Origin of the sequence: Pseudomonas sp. OV546 (assembly GCF_900116845.1) — a bacterium.
GTDB lineage: Bacteria > Pseudomonadota > Gammaproteobacteria > Pseudomonadales > Pseudomonadaceae > Aquipseudomonas > Aquipseudomonas petroselini.
Map to the genome: position 1 here is coordinate 438,825 of NZ_FPCE01000003.1, position 26,683 is coordinate 465,507.

Sequence of the window (26,683 nt, forward strand, 5' to 3'; positions counted from 1 at the left end):
CGATTTCAACACGATTGACGGCGTGAAATATCCTCAACCAGCGTAGTCCGCTTCCCGACTGTCTCGGCAAAGCCCCGCCGGACGGGTATTCCGGCGCATAGGCAAGCTGGCGGGTGGTCGGTATACTCGGGCGCAATTAATGCATATTCAAGGATTTCGCCATGAAGCGCCTGATCTCTTCCCTTGCTGCGCTCGTCGCGGTCGCTTGCCTCGTTAGTGCCTGTGGTCAAAAAGGCCCGCTGTACCTGCCCGATGACAGCAAAGACCCGAATGAACAGGCGCAATCGTCGCAAAAACCTTCCAAAGCGCATAAGCACGACACCTACGAATAAGGGTACTCCATGGACGCTTTTAACTACCGGGACGGCGAGCTGTTCGCGGAAGGCGTGGCGTTGTCCGCGATTGCCGAGCGCTTTGGTACCCCGACCTATGTGTACTCGCGTGCGCATATCGAAGCCCAGTACCGCTCCTTCACCGACGCGCTCGATGGCGTGCCGCACCTGGTGTGCTATGCGGTCAAGGCCAACTCCAACCTGGGCGTACTGAATGTCCTGGCGCGCCTGGGCGCTGGTTTCGACATCGTCTCCCGTGGCGAGCTGGAACGTGTACTGGCTGCCGGCGGCAAGGCTGACAAGATCGTCTTCTCCGGTGTCGGCAAGACCCGCGAAGACATGCGTCGCGCCCTGGAAGTCGGCGTGCACTGCTTCAACATCGAATCCACCGACGAGCTGGAGCGCCTGCAAGTGGTGGCCGCCGAGATGGGCGTTCGTGCGCCGATCTCCCTGCGCGTCAACCCGGATGTCGACGCCGGCACCCACCCGTACATTTCCACCGGTCTCAAAGAGAACAAGTTCGGCATCGCCATTGCCGACGCCGAAGACGTGTACATCCGCGCCGCGCAACTGCCGAACCTGGAAGTGTTGGGCGTCGACTGCCATATCGGCTCGCAACTGACCAGCCTGCCTCCGTTCCTGGATGCGCTCGACCGCCTGTTGGCGCTGATCGACCGCCTGGGCGAATGCGGCATCTACCTGCACCACATCGACCTGGGTGGCGGTGTGGGCGTGCGTTACCGCGATGAAGAGCCGCCGCTGATTGCCGACTATATCCAAGCCGTGCGCGAGCGCATCGAAGGTCGCGACCTGACGCTGATGTTCGAGCCGGGCCGTTATATCGTCGCCAACGCGGGCGTGCTGCTGACCCAGGTCGAGTACCTCAAGCACACCGAACACAAGGATTTCGCCATCGTCGATGCGGCGATGAACGACCTGATCCGCCCGGCGCTGTACCAGGCCTGGATGAATGTCACCGCCGTGACGCCTCGCAACAGCGAAGCCCGCGCCTATGACATCGTCGGTCCGATCTGCGAGACCGGCGACTTCCTGGCCAAGGATCGTCAGCTGGCCCTGGAAGAAGGCGATCTGCTGGCCGTGCATTCGGCCGGTGCCTATGGGTTTGTCATGAGCTCCAACTACAACACCCGCGGGCGTACCGCCGAGGTGCTGGTGGACGGTGATCAAGCGTTCGAAGTGCGTCGCCGCGAGACGGTAGCCGAGTTGTATGCTGGCGAAAGCCTGCTGCCGGAGTAAGCCATGCTGCTGCGTTTTACCAAGATGCACGGGCTGGGCAATGATTTCATGGTCCTCGACCTGGTCAGCCAGCACGCGCATATCCTGCCCAAACACGCTAAACAGTGGGGCGACCGTCACACCGGCATCGGTTTCGATCAATTGCTGATCGTCGAAGCGCCAAGCAACCCGGAGGTGGATTTCCGTTACCGGATCTTCAACTCCGACGGTTCCGAAGTGGAGCAGTGCGGCAACGGCGCGCGCTGCTTCGCGCGCTTTGTGCTGGACAAGCGCCTGACCGCCAAACGGCAGATCCGCGTCGAGACCAAGAGCGGCGTGATCGAGCTGGATATCCGCAGCGACGGCCAGATCAGCGTCAACATGGGCGCGCCACGCCTGGTGCCGGCGGACATTCCGTTCGAGGCCACCGAGCAGGCTGTCAGCTATGCGCTGGACGTCGACGGCAAGACCGTCGACATCGCCGCCGTGTCCATGGGCAATCCCCACGCTGTGCTGCGTGTCAACGACATCAACAACGCGCCCGTGCATGAATGGGGGCCGAAGATCGAACACCACCCGCGCTTTCCGGCACGGGTCAACGTGGGCTTCCTGCAGGTGATCGACCGTACCCGCGCGCAATTGCGTGTGTGGGAACGCGGCGCCGGCGAAACCCAGGCCTGCGGTACCGGTGCTTGCGCCGCTGCCGTGGCCGCGATCAGCCAGGGGTGGATGGATTCGCCGCTGCTGATCGACCTGCCCGGTGGACGCTTGTCCATCGAGTGGGCAGGCCCTGGCCACCCGGTGATGATGACCGGGCCGGCCTCGCGCGTATACGAAGGACAGGTCCGTCTATGAGTGAGTCAAGCCAATGACCGATAAGCCTCAAGTACCCGCACAAGCAATCCCGAGCGACAGCCTGGAGGCCGCTACCGTCGCGGCGTATCTTGAGGCTAATCCGGACTTCTTCGTCGAGCACGAAGAGTTGCTGCCGGCACTGCGCATCCCCCATCAACGCGGCGATACGGTGTCGCTGGTGGAGCGGCAGATGAAGATCCTGCGTGAGCGCAATATCGAAATGCGCCACAAGCTCTCGCACTTGATGGACGTTGCCCGCGACAACGACCGCCTGTTCGAGAAAACCCGTCGCCTGATTCTGACCCTGATGGACGCCACCAGCCTGGAAGAAACGGTGATCGCCGTGGAAGACAGCCTGCGTCAGGACTTCCAGGTGCCATTCGTGAGCCTGATCCTGTTCAGCGACAACCCGATGCCGGTGGGCCGCTGGGTCAGCGGCAGCGATGCACAAACCGCCATCGGCGGGCTGCTGTCCGAAGGCAAGACCATCAGCGGCACCTTGCGTGAGCATGAGCTGGACTTCCTGTTTGGCGCTGAACAGCGCAAGCAGATCGGCTCCTCCGCCGTGGTCGCCCTCAGCCATCAGGGCCTGCACGGCGTGTTGGCCATCGCCAGCCGCGATCCTCAGCACTATAAAAGCTCAGTCGGCACGCTGTTCCTGACCTACATCGCCGAAGTGCTGGGCCGCGTCCTGCCGCGCTTCACCACCGCCCTGCGCGCGGTGCGCTAGCGATGGAACGGCAACTGGACGCTTACTGCGCTCACCTGCGCAACGAGCGCCAGGTGTCGCCCCATACCCTGGAAGCCTACCGACGGGACTTGAACAAGGTCCTGGCGTACTGCCAGAAACAACAGATCAGCAGCTGGAAGGCCCTGGACATCCAGAGCCTGCGCAGCCTGATCGCGCGCCTGCACCAGGCCGGCCAGTCCTCGCGCAGCCTGTCGCGCCTGCTCTCGGCGGTGCGCGGGCTCTATCACTACCTTAACCGTGAAGGCCTCTGCGACCACGACCCGGCCAACGGCCTGTCGCCGCCCAAGGGTGAGCGACGCCTGCCCAAGACCCTGGACACTGACCGCGCCCTGCAATTGCTGGATGGCGCCGTCGAGGACGACTTCCTCGCTCATCGCGACCAGGCGATCCTGGAGCTGTTCTATTCCTCGGGTTTGCGTTTGTCAGAGCTGACCGGCCTGAACCTGGATCAATTGGACCTCGCCGACGGCCTGGTGCAGGTGCTCGGCAAGGGCAGCAAGACCCGCGTCCTGCCGGTGGGCCGCAAAGCGCGGGAAGCCTTGCAGCTGTGGCTGCAGCTGCGCCTGCTGACCAACCCGGCGGATGACGCGGTGTTTGTCAGCCAACAAGGCCGCCGCCTGGGGCCACGGGCGATTCAGGTGCGGGTCAAGGCCGCCGGCGAGCGCGAGTTGGGGCAGAACCTGCACCCACACATGCTGCGACACTCTTTTGCCAGCCATATGCTGGAATCTTCCCAAGACCTGCGCGCGGTTCAAGAGCTGCTCGGCCACTCCGACATCAAGACCACGCAGATCTACACCCATCTGGACTTCCAACACCTGGCAACGGTGTATGACAGCGCCCATCCACGGGCCAAACGCATCAAGGGCGGCGACTCATGAGTATCAAGCTGATCACCTTCGACCTGGACGACACGCTCTGGGACAACGTACCTGTCATCATCAGCGCCGAGGCGTCGATGCGCGAATGGCTGGCGGCAAACGCGTCCAAGGTCGGCGACCTGCCCCTGGAGCATTTCGCCAGCCTGCGCCAGCAGGTGCTGCAACGTCATCCAGAACTCAAACACCGCATCAGCATCCTGCGCCACCGGGTGTTGATGCATGCGTTTGAAGAAGCCGGTTATCCACAGCCTGAAGCCACGCAAATGGCGGATGTGTGCTTTGAGGCGTTCATTCACGCGCGGCACCAGCTCACGGTGTTCCCGGAAGCCGAGCCGATGCTGCAAGCCCTGCGCCAGCACTTTTTGCTCGGGGTGATCACCAACGGCAATGCCGATGTGCAGCGCGTGGGCCTGGCGGATTACTTTCACTTTGCCCTGCGCGCCGAAGATATCGGCATCGCCAAGCCGGATGCCCGCTTGTTTCAGGAGGCGTTGCAGCGCGGTGGCGTGGAGGCCGGGGCGGCGGTGCATGTGGGCGATCACCCAGGCGATGACATTGCCGGGGCGCAGCAGGCCGGGCTGCGGGCGGTGTGGTTTAACCCGACGGGTAAAGCCTGGGAAGGGGAAAAGCACCCGGATGCAGAAATTCGTAGCCTGACGGAACTGCCGGAACTGCTGCGCAGCTGGAAGTAATACCGCAGGTCAAAATGTGGGAGGGGGCTTGCCCCCGATTACAGTGGGTCAGCCAATATATTCTTTGGCTGATACACCGCTATCGGGGGCAAGCCCCCTCCCACATTTTTTATCGCCAGTGACCTCCAGGCATGAAAAAACCCGCAGCGACGGCGGGCTTTTTCTTACAAGCAGGTGACTGACCTCAGATAGGTCGGCTGCCGTACTTGTTATCCGGCTTCTTCGGTGGGTCTGCCACCACGTTAGCCTCGACTTCCTGCACTTTGCCGCCTTTAGCGAGGAATTCTTCCATCGCACGGGCCAGGGCATCACGCTCTTTGTTCTTGGCTTCAACGCTCGGCAATTCATCTACCGACACCGCTGCCTTGGCTTTGCCTTTGGCAGCCGGGACAGGTGCATCATCGCCACCGTCGTCGTCAGCAACGTCTTCCGCCGCCGCTTCAAGACCTTCTTCGGTGTCGTCTTCGTCACCTACTTCGAGTTCGTCGTTTTCCAGATCATCGTCGCTCATGTTCTACCTCATGACTTGCGAAAAGCAGATTAGTTATAGCCCAGCTTCACCCTCTGTCGACGGCGGCTGGAAAAAAATCAACATCCACCGGATAACCAGTGGCTTATGCCCCATCACCGTGCAAGGTGGCGAGGACTTTACGAGCACCGCCATGATCACGGTGCTCGCCCAGATAAACACCTTGCCAGGTCCCCATCGCCAAGCGGCCGGCCTTCACCGGCAAACTCAGCTGGCAGCCCAGGAGACTGGCCTTGAAGTGCGCCGGCAGGTCATCCGGACCTTCGTCGTTGTGTTCAAACCCTGCAAGGCCTTGCGGCACCAGCGAGTTGAAAAAACGTTCGAAGTCACGGCGAACCGCCGGATCGGCATTCTCGTTGACGGTCAACGAGGCCGAGGTGTGCTGCAGCCACAGATGCAACAAGCCCACGCGGCAGGCCCTTAATTCAGGCAAGCCGGCCAGCAACTCATCGGTCACCAAGTGAAAGCCCCGGGGCTTGGCCCGCAGAGTAATCAGGGTCTGTTGCCACATACAGTTCTCCGCCCATCGGCGCGCATTCTAGCGCGCTCTGGGAAAAAACAAAGTGCCGAATACGCCTACATGGCTGTAAGACATTCGCACGCAGAAAAGTGCCGTGTGCGCCCCATCACAAACTTGAGGCGAAAACCGGTACAGCTTGTTATGACTGACAAACGCCAGGCAAAAAAATGCCCGGCGAGCCGGGCATCTTTTTTTCGCGTACTTACAAGTTGTAGCCGCGCTCGTTGTGTTGTGCCAGGTCGAGGCCGACAGCCTCTTCTTCTTCGGTGACCCGCAGGCCCATAACCATGTCCAGCACCTTGAGGATGATGTAGGTCACGATGGCGGTGTAGATCACGGTGAAGCCGACGCCTTTGCACTGAATCCAGACCTGGGCCGCGATATCAGTGGTCGCCGCGTTGAAGCCACCCATCGATGGTGCAGCAAAGACACCGGTCAGGATCGCACCGAGGATACCGCCGATACCGTGTACACCAAAGGCGTCCAGGGAATCGTCGTAGCCCAGTTTACGTTTCAGCGTCGTTGCGCAGAAGAAGCACACGACACCCGCCGCCAGGCCGATGATCAGCGCGCCCATCGGGCCTACGGTGCCCGCAGCCGGAGTGATCGCAACCAGACCCGCCACCACACCCGAGGCGATGCCCAGTGCGCTTGGCTTACCGTGGGTGATCCATTCGGCAAACATCCAACCCAACGCCGCCGCAGCGGTAGCGATCTGGGTGACCAGCATCGCCATGCCGGCGGTGCCGTTAGCGGCAGCGGCAGAACCGGCGTTGAAGCCGAACCAGCCGATCCACAGCATGGCGGCACCGATCAGGGTGTAACCAAGGTTGTGCGGGGCCATGGGCGTGGTCGGGAAGCCTTTGCGCTTGCCGAGCACGAGGCACGCCACCAGGCCAGCCACACCGGCGTTGATGTGAACCACGGTGCCGCCGGCGAAGTCCAGCACGCCCCAGTCCCACATCAGGCCACCGTTACCGCTCCAGACCATGTGCGCGATCGGCGCATAGACCAGGGTGAACCAGATAGCCATGAAGATCAGCATCGCCGAGAACTTCATGCGTTCGGCGAAAGCACCGACGATCAGCGCCGGGGTGATGATGGCGAAGGTCATCTGGAAGGTGATGAACACGGCTTCCGGGAACAGCGCCGCAGGCCCGGTGATGCTGGCCGGGGTAACGCCCGCCAGGAACGCCTTGCCCATGCCGCCGAAGAAGGAATTGAAGTTGACGACGCCCTGCTCCATCCCGGTCGTATCGAACGCGATGCTGTAACCGTAGACGACCCACAGGATGCTGATCAGGCCAGTGATGGCGAAGCACTGCATCATCACCGACAGAATATTTTTGGAACGAACCATGCCGCCGTAGAACAGCGCCAGGCCCGGGATGGTCATGAACAGCACCAAGGCGGTGGCGGTCAGCATCCAGGCGGTGTCGCCGGAATTGAGGACTGGAGCAGCCACTTCGTCTGCCGCCATGGCCAGGCTTGGCATTACGATGGACAACAGGGCTCCGAGCCCTGCGAATTTACGCAGAGTCATATTGTTTTCTCCTGGGGCGTTGGGGTTTGGCGGCTTAGATTGCGTCGGTATCGGTTTCGCCGGTACGGATGCGAATAGCCTGTTCCAGATTGACCACGAAGATCTTGCCGTCACCAATCTTGCCGGTGTTGGCGGCCTTGGTTATCGCCTCGATAACCCGGTCAAGATCCTTGTCGTCAATGGCGACATCAATCTTCACCTTCGGCAGGAAATCGACCACGTATTCCGCGCCGCGGTACAGCTCGGTGTGACCCTTCTGCCGACCGAAGCCTTTGACCTCAGTAACGGTAATGCCCTGCACGCCGATCTCGGACAACGACTCGCGTACATCGTCCAACTTGAACGGCTTGATGATGGCAGTGACTAGCTTCATGAAAACTCTCTCCCGAATTGGTGGACTTGCCCCAGGAAAACAAACCCGTCTCAAGTCTAAGCGCAGTGCCTGGCTTTGTAACGCATCGTCGCCTCGGCATTTGCCTTTGCGACGCCAGCGAACCACTGGTGACGAAACCTGTACCCCTGATCCGTCGGCGCACTGCATTCGTCACAGCGACTGCATCAGTGCATGGGTCATGATCGTCTAAGCAGAAACCTTGCCAGCTCCGTAAAAATCACTGAAATCAGTCCTTTGCCCACTTATGCCGACCCAGCGCCGGTGCTGGCGACCACAATGCGCACAAAAACAGTGCGCCACCGCCCAGCCCCCTGCGCGAAAAGCGTGCGCCCGGGTCACGAAAAGACTATAGACGCTGCGTGATACACTGCCGGCCAACAGTTTTCCGGAATATTTCCCATGCTCGCGCCCAAAGACCTCCTCGACGCCCTGAGCGGCCACGCCTCTCGCCTGTTCAGCGGTGACACCCCCCTGCCCCGCAATGAAATCGAAAGCCAGTTCAAGGCGTTGCTGCAGAGCGGCTTCAGCAAGCTCGACCTGGTCAGCCGGGAAGAATTCGACAGCCAGATGGTGGTGCTCGCCCGTACGCGCGCACGCCTGGAGAACCTGGAGGCGAAGGTAGCGGAGCTTGAAGCACGGTTGACGCCAGCAGGCGAATAACCGGCCTCCATGGCCAGCCTGCTGACCGCGCTGTTGATGGTTGCTCTACCCGCTAGCGTCGGGGCGTGATGCTGCTCAGCAGCGCCGTCGCCGGCGTATGCGACCCGTTGCAATCGTCGATCATTCCGCTGTTTGCAGACGACGATCACTTCTCCCTGGCACTGCGCACCAAAAGCATGCTGTCGTCCATTCCCATTCTGCTCGGGCCGATCCTGGGCCGGCTCGCCAACCGCCTGCCCCGCAACCTCTGCGTCGCGGCGGGCTTTGCACTGTTGGGGAGCAGTTTCGCCATGAACGGCCTGATCGCTCAGTTAGGCATCGCGCTGAGCATCACGTCGTTGGGTGCAATGATGACGGGCTTGTCGTTGCGGGTGTTCCTGATCCCTGATTTGCGCACGTTCATGCGCGCCCCCGACACACAACTCAACGATGCCTACCTGGCCAACTACCCCAGCGCCTTTGCACGTTGATACGTCCTGTAAAAGTCTGCTCCCTTGCACCTGCACTCCCTCGACTACCTTTGAAAAACCGCAGCAAGCGGCCCTCCCTTTCAAGGAACGAGCATGTCCCTCGCCATTGTCCACAGCCGCGCCCAGATCGGCGTCGAAGCCCCTGCCGTCACCGTCGAAGTGCACATGGCCAATGGTCTGCCGTCGCTGACGCTGGTGGGCTTGCCGGAAACGGCGGTCAAGGAAAGCAAGGACCGCGTGCGCAGCGCGATCCTTAACTCCGCGCTTCAATACCCGTCCCGCCGCATCACCCTCAACCTCGCGCCCGCCGACTTGCCCAAGGACGGCGGGCGTTTTGACTTGGCGATTGCCTTGGGGATCCTGGCCGCCAGTGTGCAGGTGCCGGCGCTGATGCTCGATGACGTGGAGTGCCTTGGGGAGCTGGCGCTGTCCGGTGAAGTCCGGGCGGTGAAAGGTGTGTTGCCGGCCGCATTGGCGGCACGCAAGGCCGGGCGTACCCTGATAGTGCCGCGGGCGAATGCCGAGGAGGCGTGCCTGGCTTCAGGGTTGAAGGTGATCGCGGTGGATCACTTGCTGCAGGTGGTGGCGCACTTGAATGGGCATGTGCCGATTGAACCGTATAAGTCCGACGGCTTGCTGTACTTGAATAAGCCGTATCCAGACCTGAGTGAAGTCCAGGGCCAACTGGCGGCCAAGCGCGCGCTGCTGATCGCAGCGGCGGGCGCGCATAACCTGCTGTTCAGCGGGCCGCCGGGCACGGGAAAGACGTTGCTCGCCAGCCGACTGCCGGGGTTGTTGCCACCCCTGAGTGAACAGGAGGCGTTGGAAGTGGCTGCAATTCAGTCGGTCGTCAGCCTGGCGCCGCTGAGCCATTGGCCGCACCGGCCGTTTCGCCAGCCACACCATTCCGCCTCAGGACCAGCGCTGGTGGGAGGCGGCTCGAAACCGCAGCCGGGGGAGATCACCCTGGCCCATCACGGGGTGCTGTTCCTGGATGAGCTGCCGGAATTTGATCGCAAAGTGCTGGAGGTACTGCGTGAACCCTTGGAGTCGGGGCATATCGTGATCTCCCGCGCCCGTGACCGAGTGAGTTTCCCGGCGCGCTTTCAACTGGTGGCGGCCATGAACCCCTGCCCCTGCGGCTACCTGGGTGAACCCAGTGGGCGCTGTCGCTGTACGCCGGAACAAATTCAGCGCTATCGCAACAAGCTGTCCGGGCCGTTGATGGATCGCATCGACCTGCACCTGACCGTTGCTCGGGAAACCACTGCGCTGAATCCAATCCAGCAGGTCGGCGATAACACAGCGAAGGCCTCGGCAGAGGTAGCCGAGGCACGGGAGCGCCAGTTGCAGCGTCAGGGCTGCGCGAATGCCTTCCTTGACCTGCCTGGGCTACGCCGTCACTGCACGCTGGCAAAGGTCGATGAAGGCTGGCTGGAGACCGCCTGCGAGCGATTGACCCTGTCACTGCGTGCGGCGCATCGGCTGCTCAAGGTGGCGCGGACCCTGGCGGATCTGGAGCAGGTTGATGCCATCACGCGCGACCATCTGAAGGAGGCCTTGCAATACCGCCCGGCGGCGATCACTTGAGCCTGGCGCAGAACCTGATGCGGGAGAGGGCTTGCTCCCACACTTGATCAACTGCGCCTGAAGGGCCGGTTTCAGCGGAACCGATCCACCTCATGCCGCAAGCCCGCCGCCAGGGTTTCCAGTTCCTTGGCGGTGATCGCCAGGTTCGACACCACTTCGCGCTGCTCGCTGTTGGCCAGCGCAATGCTCTGCAAATTGCTGCTGAGCAAGGTCGCGGTGCTGCTCTGTTCCTGGGTGGCGGTGGTGATCGCCGCGAACTGTTGACCGGCCGAGCGGCTTTGCTCGTCGATACGTGCCAACGCCGACGCCACGTCGGCGTTGCGTGACAGGCCTTCCTGCATCAGCGCGTTGCCGTGTTCCATGGTGCTGATGGCGTTGCCGGTTTCGTGCTGGATGCTCTGGATCATCCCAGAGATCTCGTCGGTGGCCTGACGGGTGCGCGAAGCCAGGTTGCGGACTTCGTCGGCGACCACGGCGAAACCCCGGCCTTGCTCACCGGCCCGGGCGGCTTCGATGGCAGCGTTGAGCGCCAGCAGGTTGGTCTGTTCGGCGATCGAGGTAATCACACCGACGATCCCACCGATTTCCTGGGAGCGTTGGCCCAGGGTGTTGATCACCGTGGCCGTGCTGTTTAACGAGGCCGCGATATGTTCGAGGGACGACGAGGCTTCTTGCATCGAGTTACGGCCGATACGGGTTTGCTGGGCGTTTTCCTGGGCCAGGCGTTCCGTGGCGCCCATGTTGTCGGCGATGTTCAGCGACGTGGCGCTGAACTCTTCTACCGCGCCGGCCATGCTGGTGATCTCGCCGGACTGCTGCTCCATGCCTTCGTAGGCACCGCCGGACAGACCGGACAATGCCTGGGCGCGGCTGTTGACCTCTTCAGCCGCCTTGCGGATATGCGAGACCATGGTCGACAGCGCTTCCCCCATCTGGTTGAAGCTGCGTGCCAACTGGCCGATTTCGTCATGGCTGGACACGTTCAGACGCGCGCTCAAATCACCCGCGCCCAAGGCTTCGGCCTGGCGTAAAAGGTCACTCAACGGCGCGAGTTTGCTGCGCAGCAGCCAGACCGTTGCGCCGACGGCCAGCAGCATGGCCAGCACGCTGCCGATCACGAGGCGAATGCCGACATCCCACGTCACCGAGCGAATCTCCGCTTTGGGCATGCTTGCGACCACAGCCCACGGCCCGCCTTCGAAGGGCACCGACACGCTGTAGAAGTCCTCGGTTTTATCCGCCCAGAAGCGCCCCGTACCGGGGGTCTTGGCCAAGTCCGACATCACCGGCACCGCTTGGTCCGGCGCCTGCACGCCGGCCGGTGGTACCAGCCAGCGCTTTTGCTCGTCCAACAACGCCAGGGAACCCGTTTGGCCGATACGGAAGCGCTTGAGGTTTTCGAACTGGGCATTCTGCGCGTCGGTGTAGTCAAAACCGATGAACAGCACCGCAATGACTTTGCCGCTTGCGTCGCGCACCGGGCTGTATTGAGTCATGTAGGAGCGATCGAACAACACTGCGCGGCCGATGTAAGTCTGCCCACTGAACACACGCGAATAGGCCGGCCCATTACGGTCAAGCACAGTGCCGATGGCGCGATTGCCGTCCTGTTTGGTCAGGGAGGTGCTGACGCGGATGAAGTCGTCGCCGCTGCGCACGAACACCGTCGCCACACCGCCGGACATCTGCTTGAACTCGTCGACTTTATCGAAGTTGTTGTTCAGCAGATCGCTGCCCAGGTACAAGCTCGGGGTCTGTACACCCGCGACGGCAACAGGTTGGTCCGCCTGCACGCGCAAGCCGGCACTGAAGCGCTTCTCGAAAAGCCCCGTCAGGCGCTGGGTACTCTCACGCAAGGTGCTGTGAAACGTATTGAGCTGGTCGGCGAGCAGGCGCGCCTCGCTGGCCAAGTGTTCCTCACGGGTCGCGAGGTTGGCGGTGTCGAGCGAACGCAGGGCAAAAACAGTGCTGCCACCAATGGCAACAGCAAGGATCACAGCTAACGCGATGCCAAGCTGGGAGGCAATCCGGGCGCGAGGTTGAGACATGATGGCTCCTGGCCGAGGCCAGGATCATCCTGATCTCATAGCGCTGCTCGGCAAATTATCTAGTGGGTAACGTTGGTGCACGATGGTTCCAACACACCTACTTCGGCGGGCAGAGCCAATACTTGAGCGCATCACCGGGACATCGCGCAAACGATTGCAGGAGCGTCTGCCGGCACTCAATCGAGACGTTCGACCTCGGGCAACGCCATGGCCTTGACTTCTGCCTGGAGAAACTCCGCCAAGCGCCGCAAACGCTCGCCGCCGGGGCGGGTTTTCGGCCATACCAGGTAGTAATTTTCGCCACTGGCCACGGCGGTTGGCCACGGCAGGCTCAACCGCCCTTGGGCCACGTCTTCGGCCACCATCAACAGGTCGCCCATGGACACGCCATAGCCCCGCGCGGCGGCGATCATGCCCAGTTCGAGCGTATCGAATACCTGCCCACCCTTGAGCGACACTTGGGATGACAACCCCATGCGTTCCAACCAATTGCGCCAGTCGCGACGGTCAGGGGTGGGGTGCAGCAATTCGGCGGTGGCCAGGCGTGCTGCATCCCAGGGCCCATCTTCCAGCAGGTTCGGCGCGCCTACCGGGATCAGCAATTCCGGGAATAGATAACTGGCCTCCCAGTCGGCCGGGAAATGCCCGTAACTCAGCAGCACCGCGCAGTCGAACGGCTCTTGGTTGAAGTCCACCTCGTCCACGCTCATCCAGGCGCTGGTCAGTTGCACCTCATTGCCCGGCTGCAGCGCCCGGAAGCGACTGAGCCGCGCCAGCAGCCAACGCATGGTCAGGGTCGACGGCGCCTTCATACGCAGGATGTCATCTTCAGCGTTCAAGGTATGACAGGCCCGTTCCAGCGCGGCAAACCCTTCCCGCACGCCGGGCAGCAGCAGGCGCGCGGCCTCGGTGAGCTGCAAGGTGCGGCCGCTGCGCTGGAACAGGCGGCAGGCGAAATGCTCTTCCAGCGTGCGGATATGCCGGCTCACCGCACTTTGAGTAATGGACAGTTCCTCCGCCGCGCGGGTGAAGGAGTTGTGTCGAGAAGCGGCTTCAAATGCACGCAAGGCATAAAGCGGAGGAAGACGACGGGACATAGGAAAAGCTCCGACAGCGCAATGCGCAAACCCTACCAGAATCAAGCAAGCATGAGTTTTAATCATGCGAGCGATCGCATTTATCCCTTTGTGCAATGCACTGAGAGCGCCGAGAATCCACCCTTCCCCACCCCTGCGAATTTTCGAGTGTGATGATCATGCAGCATCCGGCACGTACCGAACTCTGGGCCATTCTGCGGCTGTCAGGGCCGTTGATTGCCTCACAGTTGGCGCACATGCTGATGGTGTTGACCGACACCCTGATGATGGCCCGTCTGAGCCCCGAAGCCCTGGCCGGTGGTGGGCTGGGCGCGGCGAGCTATTCGTTCGTGTCGATTTTCTGCATCGGCGTGATTGCTGCCGTCGGTACCCTGGTGGCCATCCGTCAAGGCGCGGGCGATATCGAGGGCGCCACCCGCCTGACCCAGGCCGGGCTGTGGCTGGCCTGGCTGATGGCCTTGGCGGCCGGTTTGCTGTTGTGGAACCTCAAGCCGTTGCTGCTGATGTTTGGCCAGACCGAAACCAATGTTCACTCGGCCGGGCAATTCCTGACGATCCTGCCATTCGCCCTGCCCGGTTTCCTGAGCTTCATGGCCTTGCGCGGCTTCACCAGCGCAATTGGCAAAGCCAAGCCGGTGATGGTCATCAGCCTCGGCGGCGCGGTGGCCAACTACCTGCTCAACCACGCGTTGATCGAAGGCATGTTCGGCCTGCCGAAATTGGGCCTGATGGGCATCGGCCTGGTCACCGCCGTCGTCGCCAACGGCATGGCGTTGGCGCTGATGGGGTACATCCACAGGAACCGTGCCTATGCAGCCTACCCGCTCAGCACCGGCCTGCTGCGCCTCAATACCCAGTACCTGCGTGAGCTGTGGCGCCTGGGCCTGCCGATTGGCGGCACCTATGCCGTTGAAGTCGGGTTGTTTGCCTTTGCGGCGTTGTGCATGGGCACCATGGGCAGCACACAGTTGGCCGCGCATCAGGTTGCGCTGCAGATCGTCTCGGTGGCGTTCATGGTGCCGGCGGGGATGTCCTACGCGGTGACCATGCGCATCGGCCAGCATTACGGCGCCGGGCAGTTACTGCAGGCACGCCTGGCCGGGCGTGTCGGCATAGGATTTGGTGCGGCGGTGATGTTGGGATTTGCCGTGGTGTTATGGCTGTTTTCCGATCCGCTGATCGGACTGCTCATCGACCACCACGACCCGGCGTTCCATGACGTCATCGTCCTGGCCGTCAGCCTGCTCGCGGTGGCGGCATGGTTCGAGCTGTTCGACGGCGTGCAAACCATCGCCATGGGCTGCATTCGTGGGCTGAAAGACGCCAAGACCACCTTTCTGATCGGCGCGGGCTGCTATTGGTTGATTGGTGCGCCATCGGCCTGGCTGATGGCCTTCACGCTGGGCTGGGGGCCGACCGGCGTGTGGTGGGGTCTGGCACTGGGCCTGGCGTGCGCGGCAGTGAGCCTGACCTGGGCATTTGAGGCGAAGATGAAGCGCATGATTCGGCAAGAGCCTGACCCTCTAGGCTCATTTCAAGCCGCACAGGCAGACTAAAAGCCCTGCTCGGTTGATGTGGAAGGGGCAAGCCCCCTCCCACATGTTGATTGGGTTCGCACCTCAGCCTAGCAGCGCTTGCTGGCTTTTGCCGAAGGTCAGGTAGTCCACAAGCTCCGGCAACGGTAACGGCTTGCTGATCAGGTAACCCTGGGCCTGATCACAGCCGAACAACCGCAACAGCGCCAACTGCTCCGGCGTTTCCACACCTTCGGCGACCACTTCCAGGTTGAGGTTGTGAGCCAAGTTGATCATGGCATGCACCAGCTTGCGGTTTTCCTCGCGCTCTTCCATGCCGCCGACGAAGCTCTTGTCGATCTTCAACAAGGCAATCGGCAGGCTGTTGAGGTGCACGAACGAAGAGAAACCCGTGCCGAAATCATCCAGGGAAAACCGCACACCGAGGCGGCCGAGGGCGTCCATGGTCTGCTTGACCAGATCACTGCGGCGCATCACGGCGGTTTCGGTGAGTTCGAACTCCAGCCACTGCGCCTCCACGCCACGCTCGGCAATCAGCCGGCTGAGGGTCGAGAGCAACTGGCTGTCCTGGAACTGGCGGAACGACAGGTTGACCGCCATGTGCAGCGGCGGCAGGCCGCGTTCGCGCAGGTCTTGCATATCGCGCAGGGCCCGCGAGATGACCCAGTAGCCCAACGGCACGATCAAGCCGCTTTGCTCGGCCAGGGGCACGAACTCGCTGGGCGGCAACAGGCCACGCTCGCCATGGCGCCAGCGCACCAGGGCCTCGAGACCGACGATATGCCCATCGTCGAGGTCCAGGCGCGGCTGGTAATGCAGCTCCAATTCATCACGGCGCAAGGCACGGCGCAGTTCACTTTCCAGGTCGGCCAGGCTGCGCGCATTGCGGTTGATGCGCTCGTTGAAGATATGAAAGGTACAGCCCTGGGTGCTCTTGGCCTGTTGCATGGCGATATGGGCGTGCCACATCAATGGGTCGGCACCGGCGCGGGCGCGGGCATGCGCCACACCCAGGCTGCAACCGATCAGCAGGCTTTCACCATCCACCCAGTAAGGTTCGGCCATGACCTCGGTGATGCGCTCGGCCATCCACTCGGCGCGCTGGGGGGCACGGCGGGTGTCGATCAACAGGGCGAATTCATCGCTGCCCAGGCGCGCCAGTTGATCCCCGGCCTCCAGCTGGCTCTTGAGCCGCGAGACCACTTGCAGGATCAGCCGGTCGCCGGCCTGGTGGCCGAGGGCGTCGTTGGCATGGCGGAAGTTATCGAGGTCCAGGTGGCCCAGCGCCAGGCCGCGCCCGTCATTCTCGGCGAGCCGCGCAGCCAGCAGGGTCTGAAAGCCCTGGCGGTTGGCGATACCGGTGAGCGGGTCCTGCTCGGCCAGGCGTTGCAGCGTGTTTTCCAGCAAACCGCGCTCACGAACGTGGCGCAGGCAGCGGCGCAACGTATCGGCGTCCAATACATCGCGGACCAGCCAATCGCTGACACCGAGGGGCGACACCAGCGGTTCCTGCTCCAGCAGCAACACACACGGCAGGCTGCAACGGCCGGGGCCGGGTTGCAGGCTGGGCGTGGTCAACAACACGGCGCTGTGGTCGTCATCGAACAGACGGCTCACAGACTCCCAGTTTGGCGCACTGATCAGCACAGCCCCATCGCCCATCGGCGCCAGGCACTCGCGCAATAACGCTGCCCACGCGGGCTCATCGGCCAGCAGCAGCAAACGCAAGGGTTCGACAGGCGTAGACAAGCTAGCTCCCTAGACTCTGCAAGATTTCGTTGGCGACGGGCATTATGACGTGCGGCCCGATAATCACCAATGATAGGGGTTATCAAACACGCGAACTGTAAACATTAGTCTCTAACAACCCGCACATCCTGCGGCAAAGTAACAAAACCGGCAAATTTAGATCGAGTGGTACGTCACACTGTCGTTCTGACAGGGCAGAATCCTGCCAGCCTGTTAAAATGCCCGCCCTTTTGAATAACGACTCCCTGAATTCTGTATGTCCCGACTCAATCCCCGGCAGCAAGAAGCCGTGAACTACGTCGGCGGCCCTCTATTGGTGCTCGCCGGTGCAGGCTCCGGCAAAACCAGTGTGATCACCCGCAAGATCGCGCACCTGATCCAGCAGTGCGGCATCCGCGCCCAGTACATCGTCGCCATGACCTTTACCAACAAGGCAGCGCGGGAAATGAAAGAGCGCGTCGGCACCCTGCTCAAGGGTGGCGAAGGCCGTGGCCTCACCGTGTGCACGTTCCACAACCTGGGCCTGAACATCATCCGCAAGGAGCATGCGCGGCTGGGCTACAAGCCGGGCTTCTCGATCTTCGACGAGACCGACGTGAAGTCGCTGATGACCGACATCATGCAAAAGGAATACGCAGGCGACGACGGCGTGGATGAGATCAAGAACATGATCGGCGCCTGGAAAAACGACCTGATCCTGCCCGCCCAGGCCCTGGAAAACGCACGCAACCCCAAGGAGCAGACCGCCGCCATCGTCTACACCCACTACCAGCGCACGCTCAAGGCGTTCAACGCGGTGGACTTCGACGACCTGATCCTGCTGCCGGTGAAGCTGTTCGAGGAACACGCCGACATCCTCGAAAAGTGGCAGAACAAGGTGCGCTACCTGCTGGTGGACGAATACCAGGACACCAACGCCAGCCAATACCTGCTGGTGAAAATGCTGATCGGCAAGCGCAACCAGTTCACCGTGGTAGGCGACGATGACCAGTCGATCTACGCCTGGCGCGGCGCACGCCCGGAAAACCTGATGCTGCTCAAGGACGACTACCCGTCCTTGAAAGTGGTGATGCTGGAGCAGAACTACCGCTCCACCAGCCGCATCCTGCGCTGCGCCAACGTGCTGATCTCCAACAATCCACACGAATTTGAGAAACAGCTGTGGAGCGAGATGGGCCATGGCGACGAGATCCGCGTGATCCGCTGCCGCAACGAAGACGCCGAAGCCGAGCGCGTGGCCGTGGAAATCCTCAGCCTGCACTTGCGCACCGACCGGCCCTACAGCGATTTCGCGATCCTGTACCGCGGCAACTACCAGGCCAAGCTGATCGAGCTGAAATTGCAGCACCACCAAGTGCCATATCGCCTGTCAGGCGGCAATAGCTTTTTCGGACGCCAGGAAGTCAAGGACCTGATGGCCTACTTCCGCCTGATCGTGAACCCGGACGACGACAACGCCTTCCTGCGCGTGATCAACGTGCCGCGCCGCGAAATCGGCTCCACCACCCTGGAAAAGCTCGGTAACTACGCCACTGAACGCAAGATCTCGATGTATGCCGCCACCGACGAAATCGGCCTGGGTGAACACCTGGACACGCGCTTCACCGATCGCCTGTCGCGCTTCAAGCGCTTCATGGACAAGGTGCGTGAGCAGTGCGCCGGCGAAGACCCGATCAGCGCCCTGCGCAGCATGGTCATGGACATCGACTACGAAAACTGGCTGCGCACCAACAGCTCCAGCGACAAGGCCGCGGACTACCGCATGGGCAACGTCTGGTTCCTGATCGAAGCCTTGAAGAACACCCTGGAAAAAGACGAAGACGGCGAGATGACCGTCGAAGACGCCATCGGCAAACTGGTGCTGCGCGACATGCTCGAGCGCCAGCAGGAAGAAGAAGACGGCGCCGAAGGTGTGCAGATGATGACCTTGCATGCATCCAAGGGCCTCGAATTTCCCTACGTGTTCATCATGGGCATGGAAGAGGAAATCCTCCCGCACCGCTCCAGCATCGAAGCCGACACCATCGAAGAAGAACGTCGCCTGGCCTACGTGGGCATCACCCGCGCGCGCCAGACACTGGCCTTCACCTTTGCCGCCAAGCGCAAGCAATACGGCGAAATCATCGATTGTGCCCCCAGCCGGTTCCTGGACGAGCTACCACCGGACGATCTGGCCTGGGAAGGCAATGACGACACCCCCACCGAGGTGAAGGCCGTTCGCGGCAACACCGCCTTGGCGGACATACGCGCGATGTTAAAGCGCTAGAATCGACTACTTTTTAATCTACTTTCGGCGCGCACCGCGCCATTAGAGGAAGCTTTCCGTGGAAGCACTGCATAAGAAAATTCGCGAAGAAGGCATCGTGCTTTCCGATCAGGTACTCAAGGTCGACGCCTTTTTGAACCACCAGATCGACCCGGCACTGATGAAGCTGATCGGCGACGAATTCGCCGCGCTGTTCAAGGACTCGGGCATCACCAAGATCGTCACCATCGAAGCCTCGGGCATCGCCCCGGCGATCATGACCGGCTTGAACCTGGGCGTACCGGTGATCTTCGCGCGCAAGCAGCAATCCCTGACCCTGACCGAAAACCTGCTGTCGGCGACGGTGTATTCCTTCACCAAAAAAACCGAGAGCACCGTGGCGATCTCCCCGCGCCACCTGACCAGCAGCGACCGCGTGCTGGTGATCGATGACTTCCTGGCGAACGGCAAGGCGTCCCAGGCGCTGATTTCGATCATCAAGCAGGCCGGCGCGACCGTGGCCGGCTTGGGGATTGTGATCGAGAAGTCGTTCCAGGGCGGCCGTGCGGAGCTGGATGCGCAGGGATACCGAGTGGAATCCCTGGCACGGGTCAAATCCCTCGCCGGTGGTGTGGTCACCTTCATCGAGTAATCGCAGCCCACGCCTATCTTGTGTGGGCACGGTTAAAAGTGTGGGAGGGGGCTTGCCCCCGATCGCGGTGTATCAATCACCCAATGGGTTGGCTGACCCACTGCTATCGGGAGCAAGCCCCCTCCCACATTTGGTTTTGTGTTGGTTTTTAGTGTGTGGTGGCCTGGAGGCCGGTGAGCAGCAGCCGCTGATATAAATCTTCTTTCAAACCTTCCGGGCTATCCAACCGCATCCGCTTCAAATGCTCAGGAAACGCCTCCGGCTCCGGCGCATCCAACGCCGCCTTGCCCAATTCCAGAATCTCCGTGAGCTTGAACTTGCTCTTGAGCCAGTTCAGCGCCCGCAGCAAATCGCGCTCCTCATCCGTAAAATCGCTGCCCAGCGGATACTCCGGAAACAGCCGACGATGGCGCGCTTGAATGGCCTGAAGCCGCTCCGGCGTGTTATCGGCGAAGCGCGGATCCAACTGGAAACCCTTGGGCAGCTTGCCGGCCTTTTGCGCCTGCTCGATCAAATCGTCCTGGAACCGTGAGTCGGTGATATTGAGCAACGCCTCGATCACCTTGGCATCCGTCTGACCCCGCAGATCGGCAATGCCGTACTCGGTGATGACAATGTCCCGCAGGTGTCGAGGAATCGTGCAGTGGCCGTAGTCCCACACGATGTTGGAACTGACCTCCCCCGCCGACTCGCGCCAACTGCGCAAAATCAGGATCGACCGCGCGCCCTCCAGCGCATGGCCTTGGGCGACAAAGTTGTACTGCCCGCCCACGCCGCTGAGTACGCGACCGTCCTCCAGTTGATCGGCAACGCCAGCACCGAGCAATGTGACGATGATCGCGCTGTTGATAAACCGTGCGTCCAGGCGTTGCAGGCGCTTGAGTGCTTCCTGACCATACAGCTCGTTGATGTAGCTGATGCGGGTCATGTTGAATTCAAGACGCTTGGCGTGGGTCATTTCCTGCAGGCGCTGGTAAAAACTTCTCGGACCCAGGAAGAATCCGCCGTGGATGGAGATGCCGTCGGGCTGTGCGGCGTCGTCGAGCGTGCCGGCGTTAGCCTGTTCCTGCGTTGCCACATCCGGGTAGACCTTGCGGCGGATAATCCCCGCGTCCGCCAGCACCAACAGGCCGTTGACGAACATTTCGCTGCAACCGTAGAGGCCACGGGCGAAGGGGTCGACGCCGCCTTCTCGGCTGATCAACGGTGCCCATTGGTACACATCGAGGTCGGTCAGCAGCAATCGATAGGCTTCGTTGTCGGCCTGGCGCGCCAACAGCGCGGCCGTCAGCGCATCCCCCATGGAGCCGATGCCGATCTGCAAGGTGCCGCCATCGCGCACCAGGGTGCTGGCATGCAGGCCGATAAAGTGGTCTTGGAAACCCACCGGCATATTCGGCGTCGAGAACAGCGTGGTGCTGTCTTTTTCATCGAGCAGGTAGTCGAAGGCGTCCATGCCCAACTCGGCATCCCCTGGCATGTAGGGCAAATCGCTGTGGACCTGGCCGACGATCAGCACGGTTTCACCGGCCTCACGGCGCTTGGCGATCATGGGCAGCAGGTCGAGGGTGATATCCGGGTTGCAGCTCAGGCTCAGGCGATCAGGATGCTCGGCGCTGCTGGCAACCAATTGCGCCACCAGGTTCAAGCCGGCTGCGTTGATGTCGCGGGCGGCGTGGCTGTAGTTGCTGCTGACGTAGTCCTGCTGCGCCGACTCGCTGTGGAGCAGGCTGCCGGGCTGCATGAAGAACTGCTGTACGTGGATATTTTTTGGAAGCGTGTCTTTGTGCAGGTCGGCGAGGAAATCCAGCTCGGGGTAATCGCCAAACACCCGCTCGATAAAAGGTTCGAGAAAGCGTTTCTGCAAGCCATCGCCCAGCGTTGGCCGGCCAAGGCTCAAGGCGGTATAGATCGTCAGCGACCGCTCCGGCAATTTGGCGATGCGCCGGTACAGCGCGTTGGCGAACAGGTTCGGCTTGCCCAGGCCAAGCGGCATACCCATGTGGATATGCGCCGGCAACCGTTCCAGTATGTCGTCAACTGCTTGCTCGATTGAACACAACTGCACCATCCGACCCTCCTGAACATTCCATGATTAGGGGTTGGACCGAGCTTGCAGGGTCTTTGCTGCAAAGAACAGTGTTGAAACACAAATCGCGGCCACAAAAAAGCCGCCCGTAAGCGGCTTTTTGGCGAAGATTGGTTTATTTCAAACCCGACATCTTCTCGATCGCACCTTTCAGGTCATCATCCGAGCAATCAGAGCACGTGCCTTTTGGCGGCATGGCATTGATGCCCGTGATCGCCTTGGCCAGGATCCCATCCAGGCCGCCCTGATGGTCGGCGCGCTCTTTCCAGGCGGCGGTATCGCCGATTTTCGGCGCGCCCAACAGGCCCGTACCGTGGCAAGCGTTGCAGTGCTTGGCGATGATCTCATCCGGCGTCTTCGCCGCGCCGCCGCCGGCGGCTACCGCCACTTCCATGCCCTTGCATTCCTGGCCCTGGACGCAAACCTGACCCACAGGCTCCAGGCGCTTGGCAATGTCGTCGTTGGTCGCAGCTTGAGCGCTGACAGCCCATAGGGCCAGTACGGTTGCTGGTGCAGCCAGCATTTTCATAATTAGGTTCACGCGTTCACCCTCAATGGTGGCTATTCACGCCTGCGGCCACGGTTTCGCAGGCGGCGAAAGTATAACGGTTAGCCCGCCTGGCCGAAACAACCCTATTAAATAAAGGGAGATTCAGCCTCGCGGATTACAGCTGCGGGAACCTCTGCAACGCTGGCAGGGCGCCTCTATTCTTAAAAGTTCGCGGGCGTGGCTGCGCTGATTAGTCGCGCCGGCACATCGAACGGGTTACGAAAACGATGCGGCTTGGTGCTTTCAAAGTAGTAGCTATCGCCGGCTTCGAGCACAAAAGTTTCAAGACCGACCACCAACTCCAAGCGACCTTCCACCAAAATCCCGGTTTCTTCGCCTTCGTGGGTGAGCATTTCTTCGCCCGTGTCGGCGCCCGGTGGGTAGATCTCGTTGAGAAATGCAATCGCCCGGCTGGGGTGCGCGCGGCCTACCAGTTTCATGGTGACGGCGCCGTCAGAGATATCGATGAGCTCATTGGCTTTATAGACGATCTGCGTCGGTATTTCCTGGAGGATCTCCTCGGAAAAGAACTCGACCATCGACATGGGGATGCCGCCCAGCACCTTGCGCAAGGAGCTGATCGAGGGGCTGACGCTGTTTTTTTCGATCATCGAAATGGTGCTGTTGGTGACACCCGCGCGCTTGGCGAGCTCGCGCTGGGAAAGACCCTTCAGTTTACGGATGGATTGCAGTCGTTCGCCGACGTCCAATGCAGGAGCCTCCTAGGATTCAGGCTTTGTTGTAATTGAGCGTTATCATGGCGACAGCGTTCAGTATTTACAACACTTGGGCCTAAATCCCAGGCGGTTGGGTTCGTACCTGGCGATCAAGCGCCGGAATAGAGCCTTGGCACGCGGCGCAGGTTGCAGAAAATCTGGTAGGGAATGGTCTCGGCGGCGGTGGCGATATCACTGGCGAGGATGTTTTTGCCCCACAACTCCACCGTGGCACCGAGGCCGGCCTGAGGCACGTCCGTCAGGTCGACGCACAGCATGTCCATGGAGACACGGCCCAATAGTTGGCTGCGCTGCCCGGCGACCAGTACCGGCGTGCCGGTGGGGGCGTGACGCGGGTAGCCGTCGGCATAGCCCATGGCGACCACACCGATGCGCATCGGTTTTGGCGTGATGAACTTGGCGCCATAACCCACCGGCTCACCGGCCGGCAGTTCGCGCACGCAGATAACCTTGGATTCCAGGGTCATCACCGGCTGCAAACGCGCGGCGAGGGCCTGGTCTTCGCCAAACGGCGTGGCGCCGTAAAGCATGATGCCCGGGCGCACCCAGTCGCTGGACACACTCGGCCAGCCCAGCACCGACGGCGAATTGCGCAAGCTGACCTCGGCCGAAAGGCCCTGGCGCGCCGCCTCAAACACCGCGACTTGTTCATCGCTGCTGACGCAATCGAGCTCATCGGCGCGGGCGAAGTGGCTCATCAACACGATCTTGGCCACTTTTCCGCTGGCCAACAGGCGCTGGTACGCCTCGTGGAAATCCTTGGGGTGCAGGCCGACACGGTGCATGCCCGAATCCAGCTTGAGCCAGACGGTCAGCGGCGTACGCAACTGCGCCTGCTCAATCGCTTCCAGTTGCCACAGCGAATGCACCACGCACCACAAATCGTGCTCGAGGATCAGCGGCAGCTCGTCGGCCTCGAAAAAACCTTCCAGCAGCAGCACCGGCGCACGAATCCCGGCGGCGCGCAGCTCCAAAGCCTCTTCGATGCACGCCACGGCAAACCCATCGGCGTCGGCTTCCAACGCCTGTGCCACGCGCACGGCACCGTGGCCATAAGCGTCAGCCTTGACCACGGCGAGGGCCTTGGCCCCCGTGACTTCACGGGCCAGTTGGTAGTTGTGACGCAGGGCTTGGAGGTCGATCAGGGCACGGGCAGGACGCATGGCGGCACGCTTCTAGGCAGCAAAGTGAAGAAAAAACCGGCACCCACCGACGGCTTCGGCACCGGAAGAAGGATCGTTGTTTAAGGCAAAGCCGCCACGACAGACAGCTCTACCAGGATTTCCGGTTCGCACAGCTTGGCTTCCACCGTGGCGCGGGCCGGGGCGACGCCTTTGGGCAGCCATTTGTCCCAGACCGCGTTCATGCCGGCGAAGTCGGCGTCGATGTCTTTCAGGTAGATCGTCACCGACAGCAATTTGGATTTGTCGGTACCGGCCAGGTCCAGCAAACGCTCGATATTGACCAGGGTTTCACGGGTCTGCTGCTCAATCCCGGCACTCATGTCGTCGCCGACTTGGCCTGCCAGGTACACGGTACCGCTGTGGACAACGATCTGGCTCATGCGCTCATTGGTGAGCTGGCGATGGATTGACATGTTTTGCGGACTCCTGGTGGTTGCCATAACGGGAAATATCGAGGCCTTCGGCGCTGATCTGCGGAGTTTTCTTCGCCATCAGGTCGGCCAGCAAACGACCGGAACCACACGCCATGGTCCAACCGAGGGTGCCATGGCCGGTATTCAGGAACAGGTTCTTGAATGGGGTGGCACCGACAATCGGCGTGCCGTCGGGTGTGGTCGGGCGCAGGCCGGTCCAGAAGGTGGCTGCGGACAGATCGCCGCCCTGAGGATAAAGGTCGTTGACGATCATCTCCAGGGTTTCGCGCCGACGCGGGTTAAGCGACAGGTCAAAACCGGCTATTTCAGCCATGCCACCGACACGAATGCGGTTGTCGAAGCGGGTGATCGCGACCTTGTAGGTCTCGTCGAGGATGGTCGACGTCGGCGCCATCGCCGAATGGGTAATCGGCACGGTCAGCGAGTAACCCTTGAGCGGGTATACCGGTGCCTTGATTCCCAGCGGCTTGAGCAGCTTCGGCGAGTAGCTGCCGAGGGCCAGTACGTAGCGGTCGGCGGTTTCCAGCTTGCCGTCGATCCACACGCCGTTGATGCGGTCGCCCGCGTAGTCGAGGCGCTGGATGTCTTGTTCAAAGCGGAATTCAACGCCCAATTGCTTGCACATGTCGGCCAGGCGGGTGGTGAACATCTGGCAGTCACCCGTCTGATCGTTGGGCAATCGCAGGGCACCGGCGAGGATATCGGTCACGCTGGCCAGGGCCGGCTCAACGCGGGCAATGCCGGCGCGGTCGAGCAGCTCGAACGGCACACCGGATTCCTTCAACACGGCGATGTCTTTAGCGGCCCCGTCGAGCTGAGCCTGGGTGCGGAAGAGTTGGGTAGTCCCGAGGCTGCGGCCTTCGTAGGCAATGCCTGTCTCGGTGCGCAATTCGTCGAGGCAGTCACGGCTGTATTCGGACAGGCGCACCATCCGCTCCTTGTTCACCGCGTAACGGCTGGCGGTGCAGTTGCGCAGCATCTGCGCCATCCACAGGTATTGGTCGATATCGGCGGTAGCCTTGATCGCCAGCGGCGCGTGACGCTGCAGCAGCCATTTGATGGCCTTGAGCGGCACGCCCGGTGCGGCCCATGGCGAGGCGTAGCCTGGGGACACCTGGCCGGCGTTGGCGAAACTGGTTTCCATGGCAGCGGCGGGTTGACGGTCGACGACGACCACTTCAAACCCGGCCCGCGCCAAATAGTAGGCACTGGTCACCCCAATGACACCGCTACCCAAGACCAGAACGCGCATTTTTATATCCTCATCGCGGGCATGGCCGCTGACGTGTGTTATTCGAGCAATGATGAGCGCAGTGTAAAAAACAATTGCCAGTGCATTTCACTATATAACTGCCTATATTTGGCGACAATTCTCGGCAAAAACCCTTTTCACAGAGGCGTATCCCCTATGCGTACCAACACCCAGACCAAGCGCGAGCTGGACAAGATTGATCGCAACATCCTGCGCATCCTGCAAACCGATGGACGTATTTCGTTCACGGAGTTGGGGGAAAAGGTCGGGCTGTCGACCACGCCGTGTACCGAGCGCGTGCGTCGGCTGGAGCGTGAAGGGATCATCATGGGCTACAACGCGCGGCTCAACCCCCAGCATTTAAAGGGCAGCTTGCTGGTATTTGTCGAGATCAGCCTCGATTACAAATCCGGCGACACCTTTGAAGAGTTCCGTCGCGCGGTACTGAAACTGCCGCACGTGCTGGAGTGCCACCTGGTGTCCGGGGACTTCGACTACCTAGTGAAGGCGCGGATTTCCGAGATGGCCTCATACCGCAAATTGCTTGGCGATATCCTGCTCAAACTGCCCCATGTGCGGGAATCGAAGAGCTATATCGTGATGGAAGAGGTGAAGGAGAGCCTGAACCTGCCGATCCCGGATTGAATCGAGCACAACC

General features: G+C 61.4%; 26 protein-coding genes. 13 read left to right on the forward strand and 13 right to left on the reverse strand.

Annotation, left to right across the window (positions count from 1 at the left end; all coding sequences use genetic code 11):
- The first annotated feature begins 161 nt into the window (after positions 1 to 161).
- From BM403_RS10025 to BM403_RS10050, 6 genes are read left to right on the forward strand one after another with little or no spacing between them, the layout of a single operon-like run.
- Positions 162 to 332: an LPS translocon maturation chaperone LptM gene (locus BM403_RS10025; protein WP_010207449.1), complete on the forward strand. Its 171-nt coding sequence runs from the start codon at positions 162 to 164 to the stop codon at positions 330 to 332.
- 9 nt (positions 333 to 341) lie between these two features.
- Entirely contained in the window at positions 342 to 1,589 is a 1,248-nt protein-coding gene (lysA, locus tag BM403_RS10030; protein WP_064053268.1) for a diaminopimelate decarboxylase, read from the forward strand.
- 3 nt (positions 1,590 to 1,592) lie between these two features.
- Positions 1,593 to 2,423 carry a diaminopimelate epimerase gene (dapF, locus tag BM403_RS10035; RefSeq protein WP_015886501.1) on the forward strand — a complete coding sequence of 277 codons (831 nt, stop codon included), beginning with the start codon at positions 1,593 to 1,595 and terminating at the stop codon, positions 2,421 to 2,423.
- A 13-nt stretch (positions 2,424 to 2,436) separates the two neighbouring features.
- Entirely contained in the window at positions 2,437 to 3,153 is a 717-nt protein-coding gene (locus BM403_RS10040) for a DUF484 family protein (protein ID WP_093542639.1), read from the forward strand.
- 2 nt (positions 3,154 to 3,155) lie between these two features.
- Complete coding sequence (xerC, locus tag BM403_RS10045) at positions 3,156 to 4,055, forward strand: tyrosine recombinase XerC (RefSeq protein ID WP_093542641.1); 900 nt, start codon at positions 3,156 to 3,158, stop codon at positions 4,053 to 4,055.
- Positions 4,052 to 4,747, forward strand: coding sequence for an HAD family hydrolase (locus BM403_RS10050; protein WP_015886503.1), 696 nt, complete (start codon positions 4,052 to 4,054; stop codon positions 4,745 to 4,747). The genes xerC and BM403_RS10050 overlap by 4 nt, the downstream gene beginning before the upstream one ends.
- 184 nt (positions 4,748 to 4,931) lie before the next feature.
- Here the strand turns inward: BM403_RS10050 and sutA are convergent, their stop codons facing one another.
- From sutA to glnK, 4 genes are all read right to left on the reverse strand, one after another.
- Entirely contained in the window at positions 4,932 to 5,258 is a 327-nt protein-coding gene (sutA, locus tag BM403_RS10055) for a transcriptional regulator SutA (RefSeq protein ID WP_015886504.1), read from the reverse strand.
- Positions 5,259 to 5,361: 103 nt separating this feature from the next.
- Positions 5,362 to 5,787, reverse strand: a complete 426-nt coding sequence (locus BM403_RS10060) for a secondary thiamine-phosphate synthase enzyme YjbQ (protein ID WP_015886505.1) — start codon at positions 5,785 to 5,787, stop codon at positions 5,362 to 5,364.
- Between the two features lie 211 nt (positions 5,788 to 5,998).
- Entirely contained in the window at positions 5,999 to 7,339 is a 1,341-nt protein-coding gene (locus tag BM403_RS10065) for an ammonium transporter (RefSeq protein ID WP_015886506.1), read from the reverse strand.
- Between the two features lie 34 nt (positions 7,340 to 7,373).
- Positions 7,374 to 7,712 (reverse strand): P-II family nitrogen regulator, encoded by a 339-nt coding sequence (glnK, locus tag BM403_RS10070; protein WP_002555808.1) that lies wholly within the window; start codon positions 7,710 to 7,712, stop codon positions 7,374 to 7,376.
- A gap of 420 nt (positions 7,713 to 8,132) precedes the next feature.
- Here glnK and BM403_RS10075 point away from each other — a divergent pair, with 420 nt between their 5' ends.
- The 3 genes from BM403_RS10075 (at position 8,133) to BM403_RS10085 (ending at position 10,453) form a co-directional block, all read left to right on the forward strand.
- Complete coding sequence (locus BM403_RS10075) at positions 8,133 to 8,393, forward strand: accessory factor UbiK family protein (RefSeq protein WP_015886507.1); 261 nt, start codon at positions 8,133 to 8,135, stop codon at positions 8,391 to 8,393.
- Between the two features lie 65 nt (positions 8,394 to 8,458).
- Positions 8,459 to 8,863 carry a hypothetical protein gene (locus tag BM403_RS10080; RefSeq protein WP_015886508.1) on the forward strand — a complete coding sequence of 135 codons (405 nt, stop codon included), beginning with the start codon at positions 8,459 to 8,461 and terminating at the stop codon, positions 8,861 to 8,863.
- 93 nt (positions 8,864 to 8,956) lie between these two features.
- On the forward strand, positions 8,957 to 10,453 hold the full coding sequence (locus BM403_RS10085) for a YifB family Mg chelatase-like AAA ATPase (RefSeq protein WP_046034872.1): 1,497 nt from the start codon (positions 8,957 to 8,959) through the stop codon (positions 10,451 to 10,453).
- Positions 10,454 to 10,524: 71 nt separating this feature from the next.
- Here BM403_RS10085 and BM403_RS10090 read toward each other — a convergent pair whose 3' ends face one another.
- Entirely contained in the window at positions 10,525 to 12,501 is a 1,977-nt protein-coding gene (locus BM403_RS10090) for a methyl-accepting chemotaxis protein (protein WP_093542644.1), read from the reverse strand.
- Between the two features lie 176 nt (positions 12,502 to 12,677).
- Positions 12,678 to 13,598, reverse strand: a complete 921-nt coding sequence (locus tag BM403_RS10095; protein ID WP_015886511.1) for a LysR substrate-binding domain-containing protein — start codon at positions 13,596 to 13,598, stop codon at positions 12,678 to 12,680.
- A 152-nt stretch (positions 13,599 to 13,750) separates the two neighbouring features.
- Here BM403_RS10095 and BM403_RS10100 point away from each other — a divergent pair, with 152 nt between their 5' ends.
- Positions 13,751 to 15,154 carry a NorM family multidrug efflux MATE transporter gene (locus BM403_RS10100; RefSeq protein WP_093542646.1) on the forward strand — a complete coding sequence of 468 codons (1,404 nt, stop codon included), beginning with the start codon at positions 13,751 to 13,753 and terminating at the stop codon, positions 15,152 to 15,154.
- 63 nt (positions 15,155 to 15,217) lie between these two features.
- Here the strand turns inward: BM403_RS10100 and BM403_RS10105 are convergent, their stop codons facing one another.
- On the reverse strand, positions 15,218 to 16,882 hold the full coding sequence (locus BM403_RS10105) for a putative bifunctional diguanylate cyclase/phosphodiesterase (RefSeq protein WP_015886513.1): 1,665 nt from the start codon (positions 16,880 to 16,882) through the stop codon (positions 15,218 to 15,220).
- A 256-nt stretch (positions 16,883 to 17,138) separates the two neighbouring features.
- On the opposite strand from BM403_RS10105, the gene rep reads away from it, so the two are divergent.
- Positions 17,139 to 19,148 carry a DNA helicase Rep gene (rep, locus tag BM403_RS10110; RefSeq protein WP_015886514.1) on the forward strand — a complete coding sequence of 670 codons (2,010 nt, stop codon included), beginning with the start codon at positions 17,139 to 17,141 and terminating at the stop codon, positions 19,146 to 19,148.
- A 58-nt stretch (positions 19,149 to 19,206) separates the two neighbouring features.
- Complete coding sequence (locus tag BM403_RS10115; protein ID WP_003195447.1) at positions 19,207 to 19,779, forward strand: xanthine phosphoribosyltransferase; 573 nt, start codon at positions 19,207 to 19,209, stop codon at positions 19,777 to 19,779.
- Between the two features lie 148 nt (positions 19,780 to 19,927).
- On the opposite strand, the gene BM403_RS10120 is transcribed toward BM403_RS10115, so the two are convergent.
- The 6 genes from BM403_RS10120 to dadA all read right to left on the reverse strand — a co-directional run bounded on the left by BM403_RS10120 (position 19,928) and on the right by dadA (position 26,025).
- Positions 19,928 to 21,850 carry an acetyl-CoA hydrolase/transferase C-terminal domain-containing protein gene (locus BM403_RS10120; RefSeq protein ID WP_093542648.1) on the reverse strand — a complete coding sequence of 641 codons (1,923 nt, stop codon included), beginning with the start codon at positions 21,848 to 21,850 and terminating at the stop codon, positions 19,928 to 19,930.
- Between the two features lie 133 nt (positions 21,851 to 21,983).
- Positions 21,984 to 22,397, reverse strand: coding sequence for a c-type cytochrome (locus BM403_RS10125; protein WP_016975909.1), 414 nt, complete (start codon positions 22,395 to 22,397; stop codon positions 21,984 to 21,986).
- Positions 22,398 to 22,579: 182 nt separating this feature from the next.
- Entirely contained in the window at positions 22,580 to 23,128 is a 549-nt protein-coding gene (locus BM403_RS10130) for a cupin domain-containing protein (RefSeq protein ID WP_003176893.1), read from the reverse strand.
- A gap of 116 nt (positions 23,129 to 23,244) precedes the next feature.
- Positions 23,245 to 24,318 (reverse strand): alanine racemase, encoded by a 1,074-nt coding sequence (alr, locus tag BM403_RS10135; protein ID WP_015886517.1) that lies wholly within the window; start codon positions 24,316 to 24,318, stop codon positions 23,245 to 23,247.
- An 80-nt stretch (positions 24,319 to 24,398) separates the two neighbouring features.
- A complete protein-coding gene (locus BM403_RS10140) occupies positions 24,399 to 24,752 on the reverse strand; it encodes a RidA family protein (protein ID WP_015886518.1) in 354 nt (117 codons plus the stop codon).
- The gene (gene dadA / locus BM403_RS10145) at positions 24,724 to 26,025 is read right to left on the reverse strand and encodes a D-amino acid dehydrogenase (protein ID WP_015886519.1); all 1,302 of its coding nucleotides are present in this window, start codon (positions 26,023 to 26,025) and stop codon (positions 24,724 to 24,726) included. The genes BM403_RS10140 and dadA overlap by 29 nt, the downstream gene beginning before the upstream one ends.
- A gap of 156 nt (positions 26,026 to 26,181) precedes the next feature.
- On the opposite strand from dadA, the gene BM403_RS10150 reads away from it, so the two are divergent.
- Complete coding sequence (locus tag BM403_RS10150; protein WP_003176896.1) at positions 26,182 to 26,670, forward strand: Lrp/AsnC ligand binding domain-containing protein; 489 nt, start codon at positions 26,182 to 26,184, stop codon at positions 26,668 to 26,670.
- Positions 26,671 to 26,683: the final 13 nt, after the last annotated feature.